This is a genomic window from Tardiphaga sp. 839_C3_N1_4 (assembly GCF_051811045.1).
Classification (GTDB): domain Bacteria; phylum Pseudomonadota; class Alphaproteobacteria; order Rhizobiales; family Xanthobacteraceae; genus Tardiphaga.
Genome location: NZ_JBPWQD010000001.1, coordinates 2,245,281 through 2,268,433, shown reverse-complemented (window position 1 = coordinate 2,268,433; position 23,153 = coordinate 2,245,281). Strand labels below are relative to the sequence as shown.

The 23,153-nt window shown below is 59.8% G+C and carries 20 protein-coding genes; 15 read left to right on the top strand and 5 right to left on the bottom strand.

The window, feature by feature from the left end; all coding sequences use genetic code 11:
* Window positions 1-53 precede the first annotated feature (53 nt).
* The 3 genes from AB8A38_RS10970 to AB8A38_RS10960 form a co-directional block, all read right to left on the bottom strand.
* Window positions 54-401, bottom strand: coding sequence for an HdeA/HdeB family chaperone (locus AB8A38_RS10970; protein ID WP_439085988.1), 348 nt, complete (start codon window positions 399-401; stop codon window positions 54-56).
* Between the two features lie 125 nt (window positions 402-526).
* Window positions 527-2,911 carry an arylsulfatase gene (locus tag AB8A38_RS10965; RefSeq protein ID WP_439085987.1) on the bottom strand — a complete coding sequence of 795 codons (2,385 nt, stop codon included), beginning with the start codon at window positions 2,909-2,911 and terminating at the stop codon, window positions 527-529.
* Complete coding sequence (locus AB8A38_RS10960) at window positions 2,904-3,830, bottom strand: formylglycine-generating enzyme family protein (protein WP_439085986.1); 927 nt, start codon at window positions 3,828-3,830, stop codon at window positions 2,904-2,906. Before AB8A38_RS10960 ends, AB8A38_RS10965 begins: the two co-directional genes overlap by 8 nt.
* Window positions 3,831-4,277: 447 nt before the next feature.
* Here AB8A38_RS10960 and AB8A38_RS10955 point away from each other — a divergent pair, with 447 nt between their 5' ends.
* The gene (locus tag AB8A38_RS10955) at window positions 4,278-5,279 is read left to right on the top strand and encodes a helix-turn-helix domain-containing protein (protein WP_439085985.1); all 1,002 of its coding nucleotides are present in this window, start codon (window positions 4,278-4,280) and stop codon (window positions 5,277-5,279) included.
* Between the two features lie 705 nt (window positions 5,280-5,984).
* Here the strand turns inward: AB8A38_RS10955 and AB8A38_RS10950 are convergent.
* Entirely contained in the window at window positions 5,985-6,803 is an 819-nt protein-coding gene (locus AB8A38_RS10950) for an enoyl-CoA hydratase-related protein (protein WP_439088501.1), read from the bottom strand.
* A gap of 301 nt (window positions 6,804-7,104) precedes the next feature.
* Here AB8A38_RS10950 and AB8A38_RS10945 point away from each other — a divergent pair, with 301 nt between their 5' ends.
* The 6 genes from AB8A38_RS10945 to AB8A38_RS10920 all read left to right on the top strand — a co-directional run bounded on the left by AB8A38_RS10945 (window position 7,105) and on the right by AB8A38_RS10920 (window position 13,595).
* Entirely contained in the window at window positions 7,105-7,971 is an 867-nt protein-coding gene (locus AB8A38_RS10945) for a helix-turn-helix domain-containing protein (protein WP_439085984.1), read from the top strand.
* A 126-nt stretch (window positions 7,972-8,097) separates the two neighbouring features.
* Window positions 8,098-9,306: a CaiB/BaiF CoA transferase family protein gene (locus AB8A38_RS10940; RefSeq protein WP_089267593.1), complete on the top strand. Its 1,209-nt coding sequence runs from the start codon at window positions 8,098-8,100 to the stop codon at window positions 9,304-9,306.
* 1 nt (window position 9,307) lies between these two features.
* Window positions 9,308-10,048 carry an SDR family NAD(P)-dependent oxidoreductase gene (locus AB8A38_RS10935; protein WP_439085983.1) on the top strand — a complete coding sequence of 247 codons (741 nt, stop codon included), beginning with the start codon at window positions 9,308-9,310 and terminating at the stop codon, window positions 10,046-10,048.
* The gene (locus AB8A38_RS10930; RefSeq protein ID WP_439085982.1) at window positions 10,048-10,692 is read left to right on the top strand and encodes a glutathione S-transferase family protein; all 645 of its coding nucleotides are present in this window, start codon (window positions 10,048-10,050) and stop codon (window positions 10,690-10,692) included. The genes AB8A38_RS10935 and AB8A38_RS10930 overlap by 1 nt, the downstream gene beginning before the upstream one ends.
* Window positions 10,693-10,851: 159 nt before the next feature.
* Window positions 10,852-11,835 (top strand): Bug family tripartite tricarboxylate transporter substrate binding protein, encoded by a 984-nt coding sequence (locus AB8A38_RS10925; RefSeq protein ID WP_439085981.1) that lies wholly within the window; start codon window positions 10,852-10,854, stop codon window positions 11,833-11,835.
* 560 nt (window positions 11,836-12,395) lie between these two features.
* On the top strand, window positions 12,396-13,595 hold the full coding sequence (locus AB8A38_RS10920; RefSeq protein WP_439088500.1) for an ABC transporter substrate-binding protein: 1,200 nt from the start codon (window positions 12,396-12,398) through the stop codon (window positions 13,593-13,595).
* Window positions 13,596-13,642: 47 nt separating this feature from the next.
* On the opposite strand, the gene AB8A38_RS10915 is transcribed toward AB8A38_RS10920, so the two are convergent.
* Window positions 13,643-14,170 (bottom strand): winged helix-turn-helix transcriptional regulator, encoded by a 528-nt coding sequence (locus tag AB8A38_RS10915; RefSeq protein ID WP_231077700.1) that lies wholly within the window; start codon window positions 14,168-14,170, stop codon window positions 13,643-13,645.
* A 183-nt stretch (window positions 14,171-14,353) separates the two neighbouring features.
* On the opposite strand from AB8A38_RS10915, the gene AB8A38_RS10910 reads away from it, so the two are divergent.
* From AB8A38_RS10910 to AB8A38_RS10875, 8 genes are read left to right on the top strand one after another with little or no spacing between them, the layout of a single operon-like run.
* Window positions 14,354-14,992 (top strand): 2-hydroxychromene-2-carboxylate isomerase, encoded by a 639-nt coding sequence (locus AB8A38_RS10910; protein WP_089267591.1) that lies wholly within the window; start codon window positions 14,354-14,356, stop codon window positions 14,990-14,992.
* A 60-nt stretch (window positions 14,993-15,052) separates the two neighbouring features.
* Window positions 15,053-16,615 carry a class I adenylate-forming enzyme family protein gene (locus AB8A38_RS10905; RefSeq protein ID WP_439085980.1) on the top strand — a complete coding sequence of 521 codons (1,563 nt, stop codon included), beginning with the start codon at window positions 15,053-15,055 and terminating at the stop codon, window positions 16,613-16,615.
* 41 nt (window positions 16,616-16,656) lie between these two features.
* The gene (locus AB8A38_RS10900) at window positions 16,657-17,400 is read left to right on the top strand and encodes an SDR family NAD(P)-dependent oxidoreductase (protein WP_116660945.1); all 744 of its coding nucleotides are present in this window, start codon (window positions 16,657-16,659) and stop codon (window positions 17,398-17,400) included.
* A gap of 6 nt (window positions 17,401-17,406) precedes the next feature.
* Window positions 17,407-18,588, top strand: coding sequence for an acyl-CoA dehydrogenase family protein (locus AB8A38_RS10895; RefSeq protein ID WP_439085979.1), 1,182 nt, complete (start codon window positions 17,407-17,409; stop codon window positions 18,586-18,588).
* A 21-nt stretch (window positions 18,589-18,609) separates the two neighbouring features.
* A complete protein-coding gene (locus AB8A38_RS10890; RefSeq protein ID WP_116660943.1) occupies window positions 18,610-19,740 on the top strand; it encodes an acyl-CoA dehydrogenase family protein in 1,131 nt (376 codons plus the stop codon).
* A gap of 41 nt (window positions 19,741-19,781) precedes the next feature.
* Complete coding sequence (locus AB8A38_RS10885; RefSeq protein ID WP_116660942.1) at window positions 19,782-20,969, top strand: acetyl-CoA C-acyltransferase; 1,188 nt, start codon at window positions 19,782-19,784, stop codon at window positions 20,967-20,969.
* Window positions 20,970-21,006: 37 nt separating this feature from the next.
* Window positions 21,007-22,014, top strand: a complete 1,008-nt coding sequence (locus AB8A38_RS10880) for an NAD(P)H-dependent flavin oxidoreductase (protein WP_116660941.1) — start codon at window positions 21,007-21,009, stop codon at window positions 22,012-22,014.
* Window positions 22,015-22,024: 10 nt separating this feature from the next.
* On the top strand, window positions 22,025-22,792 hold the full coding sequence (locus AB8A38_RS10875) for an enoyl-CoA hydratase (protein ID WP_439085978.1): 768 nt from the start codon (window positions 22,025-22,027) through the stop codon (window positions 22,790-22,792).
* Window positions 22,793-23,153: the final 361 nt, after the last annotated feature.

Below are 23,153 nucleotides of genomic sequence, written 5' to 3'. Positions count from 1 at the left end.
GTTACTTGTGAGTTAGCTGGGCCGGCAAGCCGGAATGATGGGGAGACCACCATTCATTTGGCAGTGCGGACCTTTTCAGCCTTCAGAAGAACGTCGATGGCCTTGATGATCGTCGTGCCCTGATTGGCCTTGCAGTAGACGATCAATTCGTGAATGCCTTCTCGAACTCTGGGCAAGTTGATGGACGACTTCTTTCCGAGGCCATTGTACCAACCGCTGTACCAGACGCCGAGAAAGTTCGCGTCTTCCTGATACGTTCCGGCGAGTTGCGCGCAAGTCAGCTTCTGCACGTTGATGTAACCATCCGCATCGGCATAGGCCTTCAATTCGGTTTGGGCTTGAGCCGAGCCCAGCGGTGCTGCGCACGCAAACGCCAACGCAAGTGCAAGTTTCTTCATCATTGAGTTTTCCTTCGTGATTCAGCAGGCGTTATCTGCAGGGGTAGTGACGTTCGTTCTCGACCGCGAACGGCGAACACCTTCGATCTCCGCTCCCGGCCGACGATGACTTGATGGGATCAAACCACTCAGTTCAGATACTCAACCCGTAGACGGTTGATCTTTCCGTTGAACGCGAATGGCTTGCGGTCATAATACGCGAACGAGACCGGCGAATAACTGTCACGGCCGACGTCGAAAGCGTCATTGGCAGTAAACCCGAGCGAGGTTGAGCGAGGCACCCGGCCCTTGGCCACTTCCTTGCCGTCCACGCGGATGACGATGTCGAGAGGACCAGCGTGTACGCTGCTGGCCACGCGTGTTTCGACTTCGATCTTGACCTTTCCGGTCGGGAGCGGAGCGGTCGTATCGAGCCTCGTCCGTTCGATCTCGTACAGATTGTACTCAAAGCTGAGCTTGCCGTCTTCGACCCACAGCGAAAGCCCGCCCGAGATCGCGCCCAGTGCGTAGAGCACGCCCTTCGAGTCCGGCTTCAGTTCTGCGTCGATGCTGACAAGGCTGCTTCGTGATCCGAGCTTCGGTGCGGTGAACTCCGGAACGGCAACGACTTCCTGCGTGTAGTCGAACGACTTGGCCGGATTGGCTGGCGCGTCTTCGGGATGGAAGACAACGGACCACAGGCCGCCGCCGACGGGATAGACCTTGTTCGCCTTGGCGTTCGCATCGAACGTCTTCTTCATCTCCTCGACTTTTTTGGGATTGGCAGACGCGATATCCTTCGCCTGCGAAAAGTCCTTTCGGAGATCGTAGAGTTCCCACACGTCGTTCTCAGGCGTCCATTTCACGATCGCTGGATCGACACCTGCCTGCCAGGGGATGCGCGGTCCGAACACGGACGCAATCCACTCGTCCTTATAGATCGCGCGGCTGCCCATCACCTCGAAATACTGTTCCTTCTTCTGTCCAGGCGCGGTTGGCGCCCCGAAGGAATAGACCATGCTGATGCCGTCGAGCGGATCCTGGGTGACGCCATCGACAAGCTTCGGCGGAGTGATTTTCAGGATGTCATAAATCGTCGGCACGATATCGTTGACATGATGAAACTGCGGATGCGGCGTCTTGTCCGGCTTGATCCTGGTCGGCCAGGAAACTGCCATCGGCGTGCGCGTCCCGCCGAAATGCGCCGCAATCAGCTTTGTGGACTGATAAGGCGTAGAGCCAGCCCACGCCCAGCCGGCATGGTACATGTTGTCGACCTTGGGCGATCCGAGCACATCCAGGCCGCCCAGTTCGTTCAGGGTGCGGAGATGATCCTTGATCTCGGAAGCAATGCCATTCTGCGCCAGCAGTTCGCTGATAGTCCCGTTCTGACCTTCGGCGCTCGAGCCATTGTCGCCCCAGACGTAGAAGATGAGGGTGTTGTCACGAATGCCGAGTTCGTCGAGCGTATCGATCAGCCGGCCGGCCTGGGCATCCGCGTGCTCCGTGTATCCGGCGAACACTTCCATGAGCCGACGCTGGAATGGCTTTTCGTCCTCGGGGATATCGGCCCACGCGGCAAGCGTTTTCGGCCGCGGCGTCAGCTCGGTGTCTTTCGGAATCCATCCGAGTTCTTTCTGACGGGCGAAGACGCGCTCGCGCATGACATCCCAGCCCTCGTCGAACTTGCCCTTATATTTGTCCGCCCAGTTCTTGAAAATGTGATGCGGACCATGGGAGGCGCCAGGGGTCCAGTACATGAAGAACGGACGATCCGGCGTCAGCGCATGGACCTGCTTGATCCATGAGACAGCCTTGTCGGTCATGTCCTCGGTGAAGTGATATTCTTTCTTGCCCGCGGATGGATCCAGGCGAACCGTATTTTCGACGACTGCGGGCTCCCATTGCGAGGATTCCCCGGCAAGGAAACCGTAGAAGTAGTCGAAACCGACTCCCCGCCCTGCTGGCCAGTTCGTATAGGGACCGACGGCTGTGGTCTCGTTAGCCGGCGTGTTGTGCCACTTTCCGAAAGCGCCCGTCGCATAGCCGTAATAGCCAAGCACTTTCGGCGCGGCCGCGGATGTAGCCGGGATATGGCCGGAGTAGCCATCCCAGTCATTTGCCAGTTCTGCGATCTGGCCAAACCCGACACGGTGATGATTACGTCCGGTCAGCAACGCTGCTCGCGTTGGGGAGCACATCGCGGCATTGTGGAAGCGATTGTACGATACGCCGCCTTCGGCAACACGGCTCAACGTGTCTGTCTTGATCACGCCACCATAGGTGCTGGGGAGCGCCGGACCAACGTCGTCGAGCATGATCACGACGATGTTCGGTGCATTGGCCGGAAGGCGCGATTTCTCCGGCACGGGGTTGTAGGTCGACTGCGCGATCGTCGGACCAGCCTTGCTTCCTGACGGCGTGGGCGGGAACGGCAACGATTCCTGGGCGACAGCAGGTGTTCCCAACAGCAGGAGAGTCGTACTCACGCCCAACCAGCGTGCCCTGAGATGGTTATTAAGAGGCTTATTCATTCGATTCTCCGTTTCGAACAACGCATCTGAACCCGACATGACTTGTCGAAGTATCGATTGCTTCCGGATGGCGGGCTGCAGGCCGATAGCGGCGGCAATAATTCGGAGCGCACAGATGCGAGCCGCCTTTGAGGACCTTCCGCGGGATTTTTATTTCGGGAAGACATGGATCGTAGCTGGCAGACTCATGCCCGCCGCGAGGATTGCTGGGCACGCAGCAGGCTTTCGTCGTGTCTGTTTCGTGCTGCGCGGAGTACCAGTCGGACGTCCACTCCCAGACGTTTCCGATCATGTCGTAGAGGCCGTATCCGTTAGGCGGAAAGGCTTTCACGGGCGACGTGCGGGAGTATCCGTCCTGCTCAAGATTGACTGTCGGAAACGATCCTTGCCAGGTATTGGCCATATGCCGGCCATCGGGGATCAGCTCCGCTCCCCATGCGAATTCGGCCTGTTCGAGGCCTCCTCTGGCGGCGAACTCCCACTCGGCTTCTGTAGGAAGATTCTTGCCCTTCCATCGTGCATACGCCAGCGCGTCCTGGTGGGTGACGTGGACGACGGGATGATCATCTCGTCCTTCGATGCTGCTAACCGGACCATAGGGACGGCGCCAGTTGGCACCCTCAAGAAACGACCACCACTGCGACCAGTCATCAAGACCGACACGCCCGGTCGGCTCACGAAAAACCAGCGAGCCCGCATACAACATCTCCGACAGTATGCCGGGATAGTCTTTTGGATCGGGCACGGATTCGGCAACCGTACGATATCCGGTTGCAGCCACGAACTCGGCAAACTGAGTATTGGTGACGGGAGTCTCGTCAATGAAGAACCCATCGACACTGACGCGGTGAGCCGGTCTCTCTTCGGGGTAGTGCCGATCCGAACCCATCCAGAACGTTCCGGCACTCACGAAGACCATGCCGTCTCGCACACGTTCCGATCGCAAATCCGTCTGAGCTGTTTCGGCGCAGGTCAGCGTTCTCAATATGGTGGTTCCAGTTTACTTGTCGGATTCATTGGGAAGGTGAAAGCAAAGCCGGGCCAGTGCTGACGTTCCGTGGGGCGGACTCTTCGGGGAAGCCGACGCCTGCGGCCGGCCCGGTTGCCTTCCGATCGACAGGTGCACCCTGTCCGGGTCATTTCGTGCAGACGACGGCCGGCCGTCTTGCCACTTCGCGCCAATCGCGATCGGTCATGTCATTGGCAGGTGACTTCTTGTCGCAATGCACACGACGCGACGGCCACTGCAAGTCGACACCGACAGGTGCCGGCAAGGGAACGGTGATATTCTCCGGGCTCGCCAGTAGCGATTCCCATGAAATTGTGGCTGATGACGAGTGACGACTGATGATCGCGACGAGACCCAATGGCCAACATCCCTTTGACGCGCTGCCAGTTTCTTCTGCCCTTCGTCGGGATTCTCGATGAGACCGGTGCGCCGACGAGTTCGCTTCTGACAAAGTTTCGGCTTCCGTCGTCTCTGGTCGACAAGAGCGATCTCTATGTCCCACTGATGCCGGCCATCCGCTTCATGGAAACCGCCCGGAGAAGCCAGGGCATTGAAGAATTCGGCTTCCTGGCCAGCCAGCGGCTGCATTTCTCCCATATGCGCGAGAAAACGCGGGCCCTGATCGCTCACTCTCCGACACTGCTCGTTGCGCTGCGGCATGCCTGCACATGGGCGCCGCGGGAGGATACAATCCTGAGCATGTGGATCGAGCACGATGACGATCACGCGCGGATTTGCACCACGCTCGCGGGGACAAACGGGCTCCTGCATATGGAGCATCTGCAATGGATCCAGAACATTTTCTCCATACACATCGTCCGGCAGTTCGCAGGGCGGGACTGGATGCCGGCGACGATCGCCTTTGAAGCGCGCTACACGCCGCGGCCCGCAACGCAATCCTTGTGGCCCAATGTGCGGTTCCTGTCAGGCCAGCATGCCGCGTGGATCGACGTGCCGATCTCGTATCTCAGTCTCACCAACCGTCGGAAAGACGTGAGCCCTGCGCCGCAAGCTTACGAGGACGGCCCGTCCGGCTATGACATCGTTGAGCTGCTCAAGCTGATGCTGCCGTCCTATCTGGACGACGGAATTCCGGCTCTTGCTGAAGTCGCTGAAATGGCGGGCGTCAGCACTCGCAGCTTTCAGCGCAAACTTGCGCATGTCGGCCTGAGCTATTCAGATCTGCTTGATACCGTCAGATATGAAAATGCGAGCAAGCTTCTGCGCGAAACGGATTCCAGGATTATCGATATCGCATTTTCGTCCGGCTACACGGATCCGGCACATTTCAGCCGCGCCTTCCGCCGAATTTCCGGCGTGACGCCGCGGCAGTTTCGCGAGCAATCGCGATCTGGATAAGGTGCATGTTATCTGGGCGTTTCGCGCCCAAAGGATAATGGCAACGGCTATCATCAAAGCGCGACCGACGCCCCGACTCCTAGTTGGTCAGGAAAGATGCTTGTTTGCCTTCGGATTTTCTAGGCCGTTAAGGTGATGGAAGCTCCGATCTGGCCCTTCAGCCACTGGACTAAAGTTCCCACCTTGCGTCTGACCCGCGGCGGCTGCCTGATTCACAGCGAGCAATGTCCGGTACTGGCGCAAAGCGGACATCGTTGACCCACGAAATCACCGTCGTAGCATCGTTGCCGCTCGGATAGCCGCACAGCATCAACACGTTGGTTTCAACTAGCGATAGCCTGCCGTGCGATTAATTCTTGGCGATTGTAAGCTGGACCCATACTTCATTGCTCGCGACGTCGGTCGTGGCTCTGGTGTAGGTCTACATCGTCGCAAGTCCTCGGTATCAGTGTCGAACTCGCGGTGGTGTACAGTTAGATGTGGAAGAGCGGTGAATAGGCGAACGAAAAGTGGTCGGCGTCAAATGACATAGTGCACGCCGTGCCAGTTATGAGGGTCGTCGAGTTTTGCGGTCTCGACGTGAATATACGTGCAGATCTTGCATAAGTAGACTCTCACCTCGACCCCGTCGTCGTATTTGCAGTGTCGATCTAAAGACATCTGGAAACGGCATCTCAGGCAACGCGTATTGTCTGCCATCTGCGCTCACCGAAACACCGCTGGACGCTTTTCGACGAACGCTCTGACGGCTTCGCGGTGCTCCTCGGTCTGCGCGGAGCGGACCAGCCGCTCGGCCTCCTTGTCTAAAGATGCGGCGAAGCCGAGGTGTTGCACCTCGTCCAGGTTGTCTTTCATGGCACTGTAGGCTTCAGTGGGTCCATCCGCCAATTTCAACGCGATCATGAATGCCTCTTCGGCAAGCCTATCGGCCGCTACGATCCGATTGAATAATCCGATAGTTTCGCAGCGCTGTGCATCGACTCTGTCGGACAACAACATCAGTTCTCTTGCGCGGGTGGCTCCCACGGTTCGCGTGAGCAGCCAGGCGATGCCGTAATCGCCGCTCAGCCCGATTCTAGCGTAGGCCGTACTGACGAATGCTTGCTCCGCTGCGATGCGGATATCGCAGGCCAATGCGAGCGAGAGGCCTGCGCCTGCAGCCGCACCGGGAAGGGCCGCGACCGTCGGCTTCCGCATCTCGAACAGCGCGCCGGTCAAAGTGCGTTGACGTTCGATCAGACGCGTTACTTTCTGACCAAAGGTCAGTTCGCCTGTGCTGCTGCGGTCGCCCATGCCTTTCACATCGCCACCCGCGCAGAAAGCCTCGCCGGCGCCAGTGATCAGCACCGCGCGTACGCCATTGTCGGTCGAGCAGTATGCGATCATCCGGCGCAGGGCAGGTGTGAGTTTGTCCGACAGCGCATTGCGGGCCGCCGGGCGATTGAGCGTGATCACGGCGACCCGACGGTCGATATGACAAAGCAATTCATCCGTTCCCGTTTCGACCGAAACCGGCGTTAAGATCGTCATGAAGAGTCTCCCCCCGTCGCGCACTGTTCGAAAATTGACAGTTCTAAAATAGAACTATAATCTTCGAGCAAGAGGTTGCAAAGCAGGATCGTCTCCGCTTGAGCCGATTGTCAAAGACGGTCACCTGAATGACCGTCGGGAGGAAATAGATGCGCGGTCTGTCCGCGAAGTCCGATGGACTTCCAACGGAGCGATGTTGTGCCCGGTCGCGTGGAAACAGCATCCTCATCTCGAGCCATCCAGGCGTTGCGGTTGCCGAGCGAGTTGTGCATCGACGCGCAGGGGAGACAGTCGCATGAGCAATGTATCCGAGAATGGAGAATTCATCAGGATCGTCGGCGGTCGCGTGCTGTCTAACACCGTCGTCCGCACGCCCGTAATCCGGATTGAAAGCTTCCGCAGGGACGTGTCGAAGCAGGTTCAATGGCATTTCAAGCAGCCAGAACTAGCGCTCTTCTTCTATAGGAGGGGTGCGCGGAAGCTGCGCGGCAAGATGGATGGTAAGTCGTTCGACCAGCAACTTGCCGGCAACTTGGCCGTCTATCCGGCTGGCTTGGAGATCGACGGCGAATTCACCGTCACATCGGCAAGGTCGGATTATACAGTCGTGTTCTTCGACCGGACGTTCATATCGGAACGACTTCCGAGCTTTGCGGCGGCGCCGAGACTGGGGTTCGATAATCCCGCAATCGCCTTCGGACTGGAAGAACTGTGCAGCGAGCCGCATCATGACGACGATGTCTATGCGATGATGGCAGAGGGGTGGGCAATCCAGACACTCGCTGTTCTAAAGCGGATGAGCGGCACCGAGACGCCGCTTGGCGACCGAGGCGGTCTCACCCAGTGCAATCTTAAAAGGATCTCCGAGTTCGTCGAGGAAAACCTCGGTCGGTCGATCGGATTGATGGAGATGGCATCGCTGGTCGGATTGAGCACTCGACATTTCATTAGGGCATTTTCCGAAAGCACCGGCGATACCCCGCATCAGTATGTCATCGGTCGGCGCATTGAGCGCGCCAAACACCTTCTTATTAGTGAGAAGTGTTCGCTGACGGAAATTGGCCTTGCGGTTGGCTTCAGCCATTCGCAGCATTTCACGACGAAATTCAAACAGCACACAGGTCTTTGTCCGTCGAGCTTTCGCGCCGCGGCGCGTCATTAGCAAAGTGGGAAAGCAATGTCGCTTTCACGTAGATCCGGCACTATCTGGCAAGCCTGGTCGCCCGCGTTCTTCTAACAGATCCACTCAACGGTGCGTCGTGCGCCGAATGCAGTGGGAATGGAACGCATGCCAGGGCCTCTTTTGGGAGTTCGCGTACTCGATCTGACCAGCGTCGTGTCGGGTCCATTTGCAACCATGTTCTTGGCGGACCAAGGCGCTGAGGTCATCAAGATCGAGCCGCTGGGCGGTGACATCACGCGCCGCAGCCGGGCTGCCATCGACAAGGCCGGGCAGTTCTCGGCGCTGTTCATCTCGTCCAACCGCGGCAAGCGCTCGATCTCGCTCGATATTAAAAGCGAAGCCGGTGCGCGGATCGTCAAGAAGCTCGTCGCCCAGTCCGATGTCCTCGTGCAGAACTTTCGCCCGGGGACGATGGAGCGTCTCGGGTTGGGAGCCGACGAACTCCGGGCCCAATTTCCGCGCCTCATCTACGTATCGATCAGCGGGGTCGGTGAAACCGGGCCATACGCCAAGAAACGCGTCTACGATCCGATCGTCCAGGGGCTGTCGGGTTTCGCCGACATCCAGTCGCAGGCCGGCACCAACCGACCTCAGATGATACGGACCATCGTCGCAGACAAGACGACGGCTGTGCTGACGGCACAGGCCGTGTCCTCGGCGCTCTATGCGCGCGAGAAGACTGGACGCGGCGATCACATTCGGGTCGCGATGCTGGACGCCATGCTGTCGTTCTTGTGGCCCGAAGGCATGATGCAACACACCGTCGTCGGCGCGGAGGCCTCGTCGCCGGATCCTAATGATCGCCCCGATCTGATCTTCAAGACCGTGGACGGCTATATCACCGCAGGCACGATCTCGGATTCCGAGTGGCAGGGCTTCTGCCGCGCCACCGACGACCCTGAGCTCGTCAAGGACGAGAGGTTCGCGACGCCTGCGGGGCGCTCGGTCAATGCCACCGCGCGCATCAACAAGATGCAGGAATACATCGCCACCCGGACCACGGCCGAATGGCTTGCCAGGCTGGACGCCGCGGACGTGCCATGTGCACCGGTGCTGCGCCGTAGCGAGATCGTCGCCAACGAGCAGGTGGTGGCGCGCGGCATCATCCAAGAGTTGGAGCAGCCGTCCGTCGGCCGCGTCCGTCAGCCGAAACCGGCGGCCCGGTTCGAAGAGCGCCCGGCGGCCATCGGCGGGCCGGCACCACGCATTGGCGAGCATAGTCGGGAGATTCTGCGTGATCTTGGATTCGACGATGCGGCAATCACCGAGATGACCCTGTCGAAGGTCGTCCGAATTGAAGGCGAGGGACGTTGACATGACTGACAAGAAGCAGGTGGCGCTCCTGGTGGGAGCGGGGGATGCAATTGGTGCGGCCGTCGCGCGGCGATTTGCACAGGGGGGATACGCGATCTGTATCGCGCGGCGCGATGCTGAAAAGTCTGCGGGCCTGGTCGAGGAGCTGCGCGCGCAGGGCCACGATGTCCACGCCAGATCGATCGACGCCCGAAACGAGGAGGAGGTGCAGCGGCTGTTCCAGACGGTGGAAGATGAGATGGGCTCCATCGCGGTGTGCCTGTTCAATGCCGGATCCAATGTGCAGAAGCCACTGCTCGAAACGACCGGGAAGCTGTTCTTCAAGGCCTGGGAACTAGCCTGCTATGCCGGCTTCCTGGTGGGACGTGAGGCAGCGAAGCATATGGTGCCGCGCGGCGCCGGCACGATGCTGTTCACCGGCGCGACGGCCAGCATGCGCGGCGGCAGCGGCTTTGCCGCTTTCTCGGCAGCGAAATTCGGTCTGCGGGCCGTTGCGCAGGCCATGGCGCGAGAGCTCGGACCGAAGAACATCCACGTCGTGCACCTGCTGATCGATGCCGGCGTCGACAGTGAGGCGATCCATGAGCGGATGAGGAGCCGTGGCCTGGATCCTGCCGCCCGTCAGCCCGACAGCCTCACCACAACGGCGTCGATTGCGGAAGCCTATTGGTTCGCCCATGCGCAGAAGCGAGACGGATGGACGCATGAGCTCGATCTTCGGCCGGCTGCGGAGAAATGGTGATGAACCCGGAACTCGTGTTGTGGGGCGTTGGCACCAGCCGGACCATCCGACCTCACTGGGCGCTTCATGAATTGAAGCTTCCCTATACCCGAAAGCCGATCCTGCCGCGGACGGGGGAGACCGAAACGCCGGAATATACGGCCCTCAATCCCCGGCAAAAGGTGCCGCTGTTGCAGGACCACACGCTCGTCATCGGCGAGAGCGCTGCGATCATCGCCTATCTAGCCAAGACCTATCCCGACCAGGCCGCCTCCCTCATTCCGAAAGACTCCGAGACTTACGCGAAGTGGCTCGAATGGTGTTTCTTCATCGTCACCGAGCTGGATTCCACGAGCCTGTACGTCATGAGGCGGCATGGGCAGATCAAGGGACTGTCTCACATCTATGGTGATGCACCGGGCGTTGTCGCCCAGGCTGCGGAGTATTTCAGGAAGCAGTTGAAGCACGTCGATGCCGCGCTGTCCGACGGGCGGGAATATCTCCTGGGCGAACAGTTCACCACCGCAGACATCCTGCTGACCACGTGTCTGACCTGGGCCATCGAATATCAGGTGGCGATCTGCGACAGCGCGACGCCCTATCTCGACCGTGTGCTGAATCGCCCCGCCTATCGGGATGCCTCGGCGGCCAACAAGCCGGGCTAATCGCTCCGACAAGACCGGGCGGCGTTGCAGCCGTAACACCGGCGACACTGGCCGCGCATAAGCGAAATTACGCCGGTCTCAAGACGACGATCCGCATCCGAACAGGCCTCAATGACGCGGACCGAAAAATGACGACGCCTATCAGAGGGAGGATGAAGGATGAAAATAACGCGCCGGTCTTTCTTGGCCGCAACGGCGTCCACGGTTGCAGTCCCGTCGATCGCACGATCGGCGGCGGACGCCTGGCCGCAGCGACCGATCAGGATCGTAGTTGGCTTCGCCCCGGGCGGACAGACCGACGTCTATGCGCGGATGTATGCCGAGTTCATCGGAAGCCAGACCGGCGTGCCGGTGATCGTCGAGAACAAGACCGGCGCGCTCGGTTCGATTGCCGGGGCCGAGGTCAAGCGGGCAGCGCCGGACGGCTATACCATCCTGTTCAATACGTCAGGCGCGATGACCGTGAACCGCGTGCTGGTCAAAGATCTTGCCTACGACACGGATAAGGATTTTCAGCTGGTTTCGGCGATGCCGACGGGTGGACTGCCGCTCATCATGCGCAAGCAGCTGGGCATCACCGACCTCGACGGCGTCGTTCGTCATGCACGCGCGACGGGGCGCATGACGCTCGGAACGTTCGGGGTCGGCTCACCTCCGCACCTCACGATCCTCGCGCTCAACAAGCAATATGGCCTGAACATCGAGCCGATCCACTACCGTGGTGAGGCACCGATGTTCACCGATATGCTGGCACAGACGGTCGACGGCGGTGTCGGTACGATCGTCGGCGCGCAGCCGGTCCTGCAGAGCGGGTCGGGTGCAGTCGTCGCTGTGCCGCGCAAGCGGCTCACGACCTTTCCGGAAGTCAGGACGTTTGCCGAGCAGGGGGCGGATTCGCCGCTGTTCGGACTGCTGACCTATCAATGCTGCGCGGTGCCCACCGGTACGCCAACGGCCATTGTCGAACGCCTGTCGGATCTCATCATGCGGGCGGCGCAGACCGAAAAGGTCAGGACGATGTTCCAGACGTTTGGAATCGATGAAGGACCGATGTCGATGCAGGCGACGCGCGAGCTCTATGCGCGGGAAGCGCCAGTCTGGATCGAGCTTGCAAGGCATGCGATTGCAGATCGAAAAACCTAGCGGCCACGTCGCGTCAGCTCGCCACTTGCGCGGCGGTCATTTTGCGATTGACAAGTTCTTTAAAAGAACTGACCTTGATCACCAAGGTCGCTGACCAATAATTGCGATCAAATGATTGCATGCCGCCGCTAAAATCGCGGTGAGCAAGGGGAGGGTATGATGCGTCGGATCACGACAGCGTTGACGGTCTGGATTGCTCGCAAGGCTGCGAAGGTCGGCTGTGATGCCGATGGCGGCGCATGCCGCGCGCGGCGCGGCGTGGCGCGATGATCGGTCCCGATGGGATCGTGCGTCAACGGCCCATCGGATAGATCGATTCAGCCAAATTCATTTCGAGGGCCGCCCGGTTTGAACGACGCAGCGGCGCCGGGGTTGGCCGGTCTCTGCCCTGACGAGCTACAGCGCGGCGGAGATGGCCGTCGATCGGGACGTCAGCTCGCGGTCATCGACAGATTCCTGCGCAGCAGTGCTGTTTCTCGTGCAGCAGCGCCGGGGGAACTCCTCATTCGAGAATTTCAAATGGCAGGCAGTCAAGCTTGCGGTACAGGAGGGAGCAGACAATGATGAGAAGAATGTTTGTTGGCGTTGCAATGGCAGTGATGCTGTTCGGACTGCAGGCGCGAGCCGAGACTGTCGGTGTCACGGATACCGAAATCAAGATCGGTGCCACCTTTCCGTTCAGCGGCCCGGCGTCGCCGCTGAGCAATACCGGCAAGGGGCTCATTGCCTATGTCAACTCGATCAACGATCGCGGTGGCATTGGCGGCAAGAAGATCAATCTCATTACCTATGATGACGCCTATAGCCCGCCAAAAACGGTCGAGCAGACGCGTAAGCTGGTGGAAAGCGATGAAGTTGCCTTCATGTTCAGTCCGCTGGGCACTCCGGGAATCGCGGCCACCATCAAATACGTAAACTTGAAGAAAGTGCCCCATTTGTTTGTGGTGAGCGGTGTCAACAAGTTCACGAATTTCAAAGAATTCCCGATGACGACGACCGGCCTGCCGAGCTACGACACCGAGGGGAAGATTTACGCGAAATACATCACGAAGACGCTGCCGGATGCGAAGATCGCGCTGCTCTACCAGAATGACGATTTGGGGAAGGACTTCCTCGCTGCGTTCAAGGGATATTTGAAGGACAGCTTCGACAAGAAAGTCGTGGCGTCCGCCTACGAACTGAGCGAGCCGACCGTCGATACGCATGTCGTGAATCTGAAAGCATCAGGCGCCGGAGCATTCCTTGTTGCCGGCACGCCGAAATTCGCCGCGCAGGCTATCAAGAAAGCGTTCGACATTGGCTGGAAGCCGCTGTTCCTGATCAACTATGTTTCGAGCTCGGTCGCTTCGACAATCGTGCCGGCGGGGCCCGAAAAGGCAATCGGCATTGTCGCGGCGACCATCGCAAAGGACCCAAGCGACAAGAAATGGGAGAATGATGCCGACATCCAATGGTACAAGTCTCACTTCGCGCAATATCTGCCCGGCGCCGACATCGGTGATGCAAATTATGTGTACGGCACGGAGCAGGGCCAGATATTGGAGCAGATTCTCAAACAGTGCGCTGGCGATTATTCCCGCGAGAATATTGTAAAGCAGGCGCGCAATATTCGAGATCTATCCCTGCCGACCTTGATGCCGGGAATTACCATCAATACCGGACCACAGAACAGCATGGCCTATACCCAGCTTCAGTTGCAGCGCTGGAGTGGAACTTCCTGGGAGCAGTTCGGCGGTCTTCTTGATGCGACTTCGGAATGATGAGGTCGCCACGAGGTCCGCGCCGACTTCGGCACGGACCTGGTACTTTACGCGCGACTGGCCTTGCTCGTATTGGCTTTGGTTGTGCGGGCCTTTGAAATGTGGGGCTTGGGGGCTACAGCTTCGCGAGCGCCAGGTCCTGGATGGACGTGGACCTCCTTGGCAAGCACCGGCTCGCCGCATTCGGAACAGATCATGAGCGGATCGAAGTGCTTGCCGCACAACTTGTGCTCATGAAGCATCGGCCGGCCGCGGGAGTCGACCATGTGCACATTACCCCAATGAACGACCGACATGATGATCGGATAGAGGTCCAGTCCCTTTTGCGTCAGGATATATTCGTACCGCTTGGGTGCATCCATGTAGGGAATACGCCGGAGCACGCCAAAGCGTACGAGTTTCTTGAGCCTGTCGGCCAGAAGGTGCCGTGTAATTCCCAGCGAAGTCTGGAAGGCGTCAAACCGGCGCTTGCGCAGGAAGCATTCGCGCAAGATCATCAAGGTCCAGCGGTCGCCAATCACCGCGACGGTGCGGGCCAGCGAGCACGGCTCCTCCTCAAGTGCATCCCATTTCATTCAGCGTCTCCGGACCTGGGTATTCATCCCATTCTATTTTGGTACGTACCTCAAAACAATACGCATCTCGGGATTCCAGTTTCCAAAGCCCGTTTTTGCGTTGACAGTTCTAAAATAGAACTTTAGCGTCCACGTCGCGGTGGAAGTTTGATCCCGCCCGCCAAGATCAAAGAGGAGGCGCCGTTGACCGATCGACCACAGCCGGAATTCCATTTCGATTTCGGCAGCCCGAACGCATATCTCGCGGAAGCTGCCCTTTCGGGAATCGAGCAGCGCACCGGCGTCAAATTCGAATATATCCCGGTGTTGTTGGGCGGGATCTACAAAGCCACCGGCAACATGTCGCCAGCCGAGTCGTTGCGCGGGATCAAGAACAAACCTGAATATCAGAGGCTCGAATCCGAGCGCTTCATCCGGCGGCACGGCATTACGAAGTTCAAGAACAATCCGTTCTTCCCGGTCAACACGCTCATGCTCATGCGCGGCGCCGTTGCGGCAAAGTTCGAAGGTCTGTTCGATCCGTATTTCAGGGCTGCCTATCGTCACATGTGGGAAGAGCCGAAGAAGATGGACGATCCGGCGGTATTCGTGGCGGCTTTCAAGGAGTCGGGCATCGACATCGACAGGCTGATCGCGCGTGCGCAGCAGGACGACGTCAAGCAGAAACTGATCAAGGACACGAATGACGCGGTAGCCCGCGGATCGTTCGGGTCGCCGACCTTCTTCGTCGGCAACGAGATGTTCTTTGGCAAGGACAGTCTCAGGGATGTGGAAGAGGCGATCGTGGAGCAGGCTTCTGTCCTGAAAACGAGGACGGCCTAGGTTACCCGACCATACGATCTAGAAGCTGCGATGAAGCAGCTCATTTCCGGGAGGACGAAGATGTTGAAGACGGTGGAAACCGATGAGGCAGCGCGCATACTTTCCGCGTTGCCGCGCCGCATCGACCAGGTCATTGATTGCCATGCTGTCGAAACACCCGATCGAATAGCGTTGATCGACGACGGGGACAGCATGACCTATGGTCAGTTGCATAAGGCCGTCGCGGATATTGCCTTTGACCTCACCAAGCTCGGCATCAGGCCCGGCGACCGCCTGATGATCGTCAGCGAAAACAGCATTCCGCTCGCAGGTCTGCTGCTCGCGGCAAGTCGCCTCGATGTCTGGGCGATCGTCGTCAATCCACGGCTGTCCGCTCGTGAGCTGGATCAGATCAGGGATCACAGCGGCGCACGCCGTGTGCTTCTGACGGTCGGCGTGTCCAAGGAAGCTGCGAGCCATGCCGCGCGGTATGAAGCCCAAACGCATCGGATCGGCTCGCTATCGGAGGTGGCCGTTACCGCTCTCAACGAGGGCACGTCACCCGAGCGAGTGGAGGACAGCCCGAAAGATCAGGTGGCCGTTCTCATTTATACGTCGGGTACGACCGGCACGCCCAAAGGCGTGATGCTGACGCACGAGAATCTGCTGTTCAGCGCCAAGACCACGGCCGACATCCGTCGCATGACGCCAGACGACAAGCAGTACATCGTTCTCCCGATCTCGCACATCGTCGGCATTTCGTTGCTGGTGATGACCTTGATGACGGGTGCGCCCGTCCGGTTGGCAAGCAAGTATGATCCGGCCGCACTGGCAAAGGCGATCTCGGACGAAGGCATCACGATCCTGAATGGCGTGCCGGCGACCTATCAGCGATTGCTGGAATACAAATCGGTTACCGGTTTGACCAAGCTCGATCGAGGCTCCTTGCGTCTTATTGCGGTCGCAGGTGCGCCGCTCGACCTGGACCTGAAGTCGCGCGTCGAGCGCGAACTCGGGCTCTCACTGTTGAACGGCTATGGCATCACCGAGTGCTCACCCGGATTATCCGGCGTGCGTATTGATGCGCCGCGCGACGATCAGGCGGTTGGCCCGCTGCTGCCTGGTGTCGAGGCCAGGATTGTGGGTCTCGACGGATCGCACAAGACTGCCGGCGAGGTCGGCGAGCTCCATGTCCGCGGGCGGAATGTGATGCGCGGCTATTATCGGGCGCCGGATCTGACCGCGAAGGCGATCGATCCGGATGGCTGGTTCAACACCGGCGATCTGGCCCGCTTCGAGGGGGATTGTCTCTTCATTGTCGGCCGCACCAAGGAAATGATCATTCGCTCGGGCTTCAACGTCTACCCCGCCGAGATCGAAGCGGTGTTGAGTACGCATGCCTCGGTCGTGCAGTGCGCGGTGGTGGGCCGTCAGGTGGATGGTAACGAAGAGGTCGTTGCCTTCGTGCAGCTTCTTCAGGGGACCGGGACAACGGCCTCCGACTTGATGGCGCATGTCGGGCCTCAGCTCACATCCTACAAGCGCCCATCGGAAATCATCGTTCTGCCGGCGCTGCCGGCCACATCCACGGGCAAGATTCTCAAGCACAAGCTGGCGGAATCGCTGCGCAGCCAAGCAGATTGAGGCGGCATTCGTCGCGACATACTCGTATCCAGGAGATTCAGGTGAAAAAACGCAATGCAACGGTGGCTGTCGTCGGCGCAGGTGACTTCATCGGCGGCGAGATCGCCAAGAAATTCGCTGCCGAAGGCTTCACGGTATTCGTAGGCCGGCGCCAGGGTGAGAAGCTGGAGCCGCTGATCAAGGAGATTGAGGCTGCCGGTGGGACCGTGTTCGGACGGGCTCTCGATGCGCGCAAGGAAGACGAGATGGTGAAATTCATCTCCGATGCCGACGCTCATGCTCCTTTGGAGGTGTGCGTCTTCAATATCGGCGCCAACGTCAATTTTCCGATCGTCGAGACCACGGAGCGGGTGTTCCGCAAGGTCTGGGAAATGGCGTGCTATTCGGGATTCCTCGCTGGGCGCGAGGCAGCGCGGGCAATGCTGGCACGCGGCAAGGGGAACATCTTCTTCACCGGAGCGACGGCAAGCCTGCGCGGCGGCAACGGTTTCGCAGCCTTCGCGAGCGCCAAGTTCGGTCTCCGAGCCGTCGCGCAATCGATGGCCCGGGAACTCGGGCCCAAGAACATTCATGTCGCGCACCTGATCATCGACTCCAGCGTGGACACGGAATGGGTGCGGCAGCTGATCACCAGCCGCGAAGGGCCGCAGGCAATGGAAAACCTCGATCCGAACCGGCTCATGCGGCCGGCTGCGGTCGCCGAGGCATATTGGTCCCTCTACCAGCAACCGCGCGACGCATGGACCTTCGAGCATGAGATTCGTCCATTCGGCGAGAAATGGTAGCTCGCCATGGAGCTCAACCTTTCGGCCGAAGATGCGGCATTCCGTAACGAGGCTCGGTCCTTCATCTCGGAAAACTACCCGAAGGAAATGCGTGTCGCGAATCCCGAGACGGATCTCGCAAAAGAGCAATCGCTCCTTTGGCACAGGATCCTCCATCAGAAGGGCTGGATCGCGCCGCTCTGGCCGAAGAAATATGGCGGCCCCGGTTGGTCGCTGACCCAGCGCTTCATCTGGGAGCAGGAGACCTCGCGTGCGGGAACGCTTCCGCCGCTCGCCTTCAGCGTGACCATGGTCGGCCCGGTCATCTACACCTTCGGGACGGAGGCGCAGAAGGCGAGGTTCCTGCCGCGCATATTGTCGGGCGAGGACTGGTGGTGCCAAGGTTACTCGGAGCCGGGTTCGGGGTCGGATCTAGCTTCCGTCAGGACCAAGGCGGTTCGCGACGGCGATCACTACGTCGTCAACGGGCACAAGACATGGACTACTCTCGCGCAGCACGCGGACTGGATCTTCTGTCTCGTCCGCACCGATCCGTCCGCAAAGCCCCAGGCGGGCATCTCCTTCCTGTTGATCGACATGAAGACGCCCGGCGTCACCGTGCGCCCGATCATCACCATCGACGGCTCGCACGAGGTCAACGACGTCTTCCTTGAGGACGTGCGGGTGCCGATCGAGAATCTGATCGGCGAGGAGAACAAGGGCTGGACCTACGCAAAATTCCTCCTCGGCAACGAACGCACCAGTATGGCGGGTATCGGTCGTTCGACCCGGTACCTGCGGCGACTCAAGGACATCGTTAGGGCTGAAATTCCCGAGGACGATCCGAGTTTCGCGGAGTTCATCCGTGAGATCGCCCGTGTCGAATTGGATGTGCTGGCCCTCGAAGCGACGGAATTGAGGGTCGTCGCGCAGATGTCGCGCGGTATCGATCCCGGCCCGGCCGCATCGCTCTTCAAGATCAGAGGCACCGAGATATTCCAGCGCATTACCGACCTCACGCACCGCGCGATGGGCAACTACGGCGTCGCTCTTCGGGAGCATTCCGTCAGCGGTAACCGTTTCATGCCCGGGCCTGACTATGGGCATACGTCGGCGGAAAAATACCTCAACTCGCGCAAGCTCAGCATCTACGGCGGATCCAACGAGATTCAACGCAACATCATCGCGAAAGCCGTGCTCGGTCTTTGACCCGCACCAGGAGAGGCGCCCATGGACATCGAACTGACCGAAGACCAGGAATTGCTCCGCAACAGCGTGCAACGTTTCCTGAAGGATGAATACGGCTTCGATGACCGAGCGAAGATCGTCGCGGGCGAAGATGGTTGGAGTCGCGCGGTGTGGGCAAAGTTCGCCGACCTCGGTCTTCTGGCGGCACCGTTCGCGGAGGAATATGGCGGCCTCGGGAACGGCCCGCTGACGACCATGATCGTTATGCAGGAGTTCGGCCGCAGCCTCGTCGTCGAGCCATATTTCGAGACGGTCGTGCTGGCAGGAGGGCTAATCGAGGCATTGGGGACCGACGACCAACGCGGGGAATTGCTCGCCGAGATCGCAGCGGGCGAGGCGACGTGGGCGTTGGCCTGGGCCGAACCGGGATCTCGGTACAACCTCAACAAGGTATCGGTGTCTGCGGACCGAAGTGGTGATGACTACGTCCTGTCGGGAACGAAAGCCGCCGTGATCGGTGCTCCGTGGGCCGACCGTCTGATCGTCTCCGCGAGAACGTCCGGCCGAGATGGCGATCGTGACGGCGTGTCCCTGTTCATCGTCGACAGCCGGGCGGCCGGTCTACACATGCAAAGCTACCGGACGGTCGACGGCAGGCGCGCCGCCGAGGTCACGCTGAAGGATGTTCGCATCCCGGCGGTCAACCTGCTCGGACGCGAAGGCCAGGGAGTCGTCGCGCTCGAGAGCTGCCGCGACCGCGGCATCGGCGGACTGTGTGCCGAGGCTATAGGCGCAATGACCGAGCTGAATGCGGCGACGCTAGACTACAGCAAGACCCGCAAGCAATTCGGCGTGACCCTCGGATCGTTTCAGGTGCTGCAGCACAGAATGGTCGACATGTTTATCGCGCTGCAGGAAGCCGTCTCGTTGATGCAGCATCTGACCCTGACGCTGGCGTCCAACGACGCCCATGTCACGAAGCTCGCCTCCGGTGCGAAGACAAAGGTCGGATATGCTGCGCGCTTCATCGGCGAACAGGCGATCCAACTGCACGGTGGCATGGGCATGAGCGACGAGCTCAAGGTCGGTCATTATTTCAAGCGCATCGGCGCCATCGACATCCAGTTCGGCGACCCCGCTTTCCATCTGATGCGATTCGCCCGCGCCGCATGACGCGCGGTCACGCCCGTCCCATCCAGCCAAGGAAATAATAAATGACCGAAGCCGTAATCGTATCGACCGCCCGCACCCCGATCGGAAAGGCCTATAAGGGCGCGCTCAACAATACCGAAGGTGCGACCATGATGGGACACGCCATTTCGGCTGCGCTCGCACGTGCGAACATCGTCGGTGGAGAAGTCGAGGACGTCGTGATGGGATGCGCCATGCAGCAGGGTACGACGGGGTCGAACATCGCGCGTAAGGCTCTGCTTCGCGCCGGTCTTCCCGTCACGGTCGCCGGCACCACCATCGACAGACAGTGCGCGTCGGGGCTTCAGGCGATCGCGCTTGCCGCTCGGTCGGTGATCTTCGATGGCGTGGAGGTCGCGGTCGGCGGAGGCGGTGAATCCATCAGCCTGGTCCAGAACGAGCACATGAACCAGTGGCACGCGGTCGATCCGGAGCTTCTGGCGATCAAAGGCGACGCTTACATCGCCATGCTAGATACGGCCGAAAACGTCGCAAAACGCTACAACATCTCTCGGGACGCGCAGGACGAATACAGTCTCGAAAGTCAGCGCCGCACCGCGGCCGCGCAGCAGGCCGGCCGCTTCAATGACGAACTGGCGCCGATCAAGACGACGATGGTCGTGACTAACAAGGAGACCGGCGCCATCTCCTACAACGAGATCACGCTCTCGGCGGACGAGGGCCCGCGTCCCGACACGACCGCCGAGGGGTTGGCCAAGGTCAAGCCCGCGAAGGGCCCCGGTTACACGATCACCGGCGGCAACGCGAGCCAGCTATCGGACGGTGCCAGCGCCACCGTGGTCATGAGCGACAAGCTCGCCGCCCAAAAGGGCCTAAAGCCGCTCGGAATCTTCCGTGGATTCGTCTCGGTGGGTTGCGAGCCCGACGAGATGGGCATCGGGCCGATCTTCGCCGTTCCGCGTCTCCTCAAACGTCATGGTCTCACGATCGACGACATTGACCTTTGGGAATTGAACGAGGCATTTGCGGTCCAGGTTATCTACTGCCGCGACAAGCTCGGCATTGATCCCGAGAAGCTCAACGTCAACGGCGGTTCCATCGCGGTCGGTCACCCCTATGGCATGACCGGCGCGCGACTGACGGGTCATGCGTTGATCGAGGGGCGTCGTCGCAAGGCGAAGTACGCGGTGGTCACGATGTGCGTCGGTGGCGGGATGGGCGCCGCGGGTTTGCTCGAAATCGTTCACTGATAATAAGAAACCTAAACAGCGAGAGTCGGAGACGATCATGAGAACCGCGATCACAGACCTGTTCGGGATCGAACATCCCATCATTCAAGGCGGCATGCACTATGTGGGCTTTGCCGAACTCGCCGCGGCCGTCTCGAACGCCGGTGGCCTCGGCATCATCACTGGATTGACCCAGCGGACGCCCGAGAACCTCGCGAAGGAAATCGCGCGCTGTCACGACATGACCGACAAACCGTTCGGCGTGAACCTCACGTTTCTGCCGACGTTCGACGCCCCGCCATATCCGGAATACATCGCCGCGATCAAGGAAGGTGGCATCAAGGCCGTCGAAACCGCGGGCCGAAGTCCTGAGCAGTACATGTCGGCCCTGAAGGAGGCGGACATCAAAGTCATCCACAAATGCACATCCGTCCGCCATTCGTTAAAGGCAGAGAAGATCGGTTGCGACGCCGTCAGCGTCGACGGCTTCGAATGCGGCGGCCATCCCGGCGAAGACGACATGCCAAACATGATTCTGCTGCCGCGCGCTGCCGAAGAACTGAAGATCCCGTTCGTTGCATCGGGAGGGATGGCCGACGCGCGTAGTCTGGTTGCGGCGCTCGCGATGGGCGCTGCGGGCATGAACATGGGCACCCGGTTCGTGGCAACCAAAGAGGCGCCCGTCCATCAGAACGTCAAGGATGCGATTGTGAAGGCGTCGGAACTCGATACGCGTCTAGTGATGCGCTCGTTGAGGAACACCGAGCGCGTTCTCAACAACGCCGGCGTCGAGCGGTTGATCGCAACCGAACGCGCTAAGGGCGACTCATTGGTCATCGGCGACATCATTAACGAAGTGGCAGGCGTATATCCGAAAGTCATGGTCGACGGTGACATGGACGCCGGTGCCTGGAGCTGCGGCATGGTTGCGGGCCTCATCAACGACATCCCGACCGTCAAGGAACTGATCGATCGCATCATGGCGGACGCCGAAAGCATCATCCGCCAGCGCTTGACCGGTTTTCTTAACGCCTCTGCCTGCGAACCCCTGCGCGCCGCAAGCTGAGGACGATGGCATGACGGATCATTTGAAGACGGATGTCGTCGATGGCGTGATGACGCTCACGATCTCGCGTCCCGAGAAGAAGAACGCGCTGACCGGAGCGATGTACGACGCGATGTCGGAAGGCCTCGAACGCGCCGAAAGGGATCCTGCCGTCAAGGTCGTTCTGTTTCAGGGCGACGGCGACAGCTTCACCTCCGGCAACGACTTGGCGGACTTTGCCGCCCAGTCCACGGCAAACGAAACCACTGACAGTCCCGCGTTTCGCTTTATCGGCGATTTAGCAAAGGCGACCAAGCCGCTCGTCGCGGCCGTCCAGGGAAACGCCGTTGGTGTCGGAACCACGATGCTCCTGCATTGCGATCTGGTCTACCTGGCGGAGAATGCGCGCCTGATCACGCCTTTCGTCAACCTGGCGCTGGTGCCCGAAGCCGCGTCGAGTTGGTTGCTCCCTTCGCGGATCGGGCACGTGAGGGCGTATGCCATGTTCGCGTTGGGAGAGCCGATGGATGCGGTAACCGCACTTCAATGCGGACTTGCCAATGCCGTTGTCCCTATCGGCGATGTTCGTGCGAGGGCGGCGACCGCCGCCCTGACTTTGACGCAGCGTCCGACAGGCGCACTTCGCCATACAAAGCTTTTGATGCGGGAGCAGCAGGAAATGGTTGAAAGGATCGCTGAAGAGAGCGCTCTTTTCAAAGAGCGGCTTCAGAGCGCGGAAGCTCGCGAGGCCTTCTCTGCCTTTGCAGAGAAGCGAAAGCCCGATTTCACGAAAGTCTAACTTGGTGGCTAGAGAGCTGCGCCGGCCAATCCACGATGATCAAGCGCCGAAACGAGTGTGCCCCTGCTGTGCCCCAGCTTTTCCGGGGCACACTTCGAGGGAATAAGGCCGCTAAGTATTTGAATTTTCTGGAATAATGGTGGGCGCACAAGAGATCGAACCTTGGACCTCTCCCGTGCGAAGGTACTAGCTCCGAAGAACAATGAGAGAATACAAGGCCATAGCTGGCGCGCAGTAGGCGGCAAAGGCCACTGAGGGGCACCAGAATGCGCAGGGTGCGCGCCAGTTGAAAAGACGAAAGCCCCGCCGGGGAAACGGGGCTCTCTACTGTCTTGGGGATGTGGGCGCTTGGGGGACCACC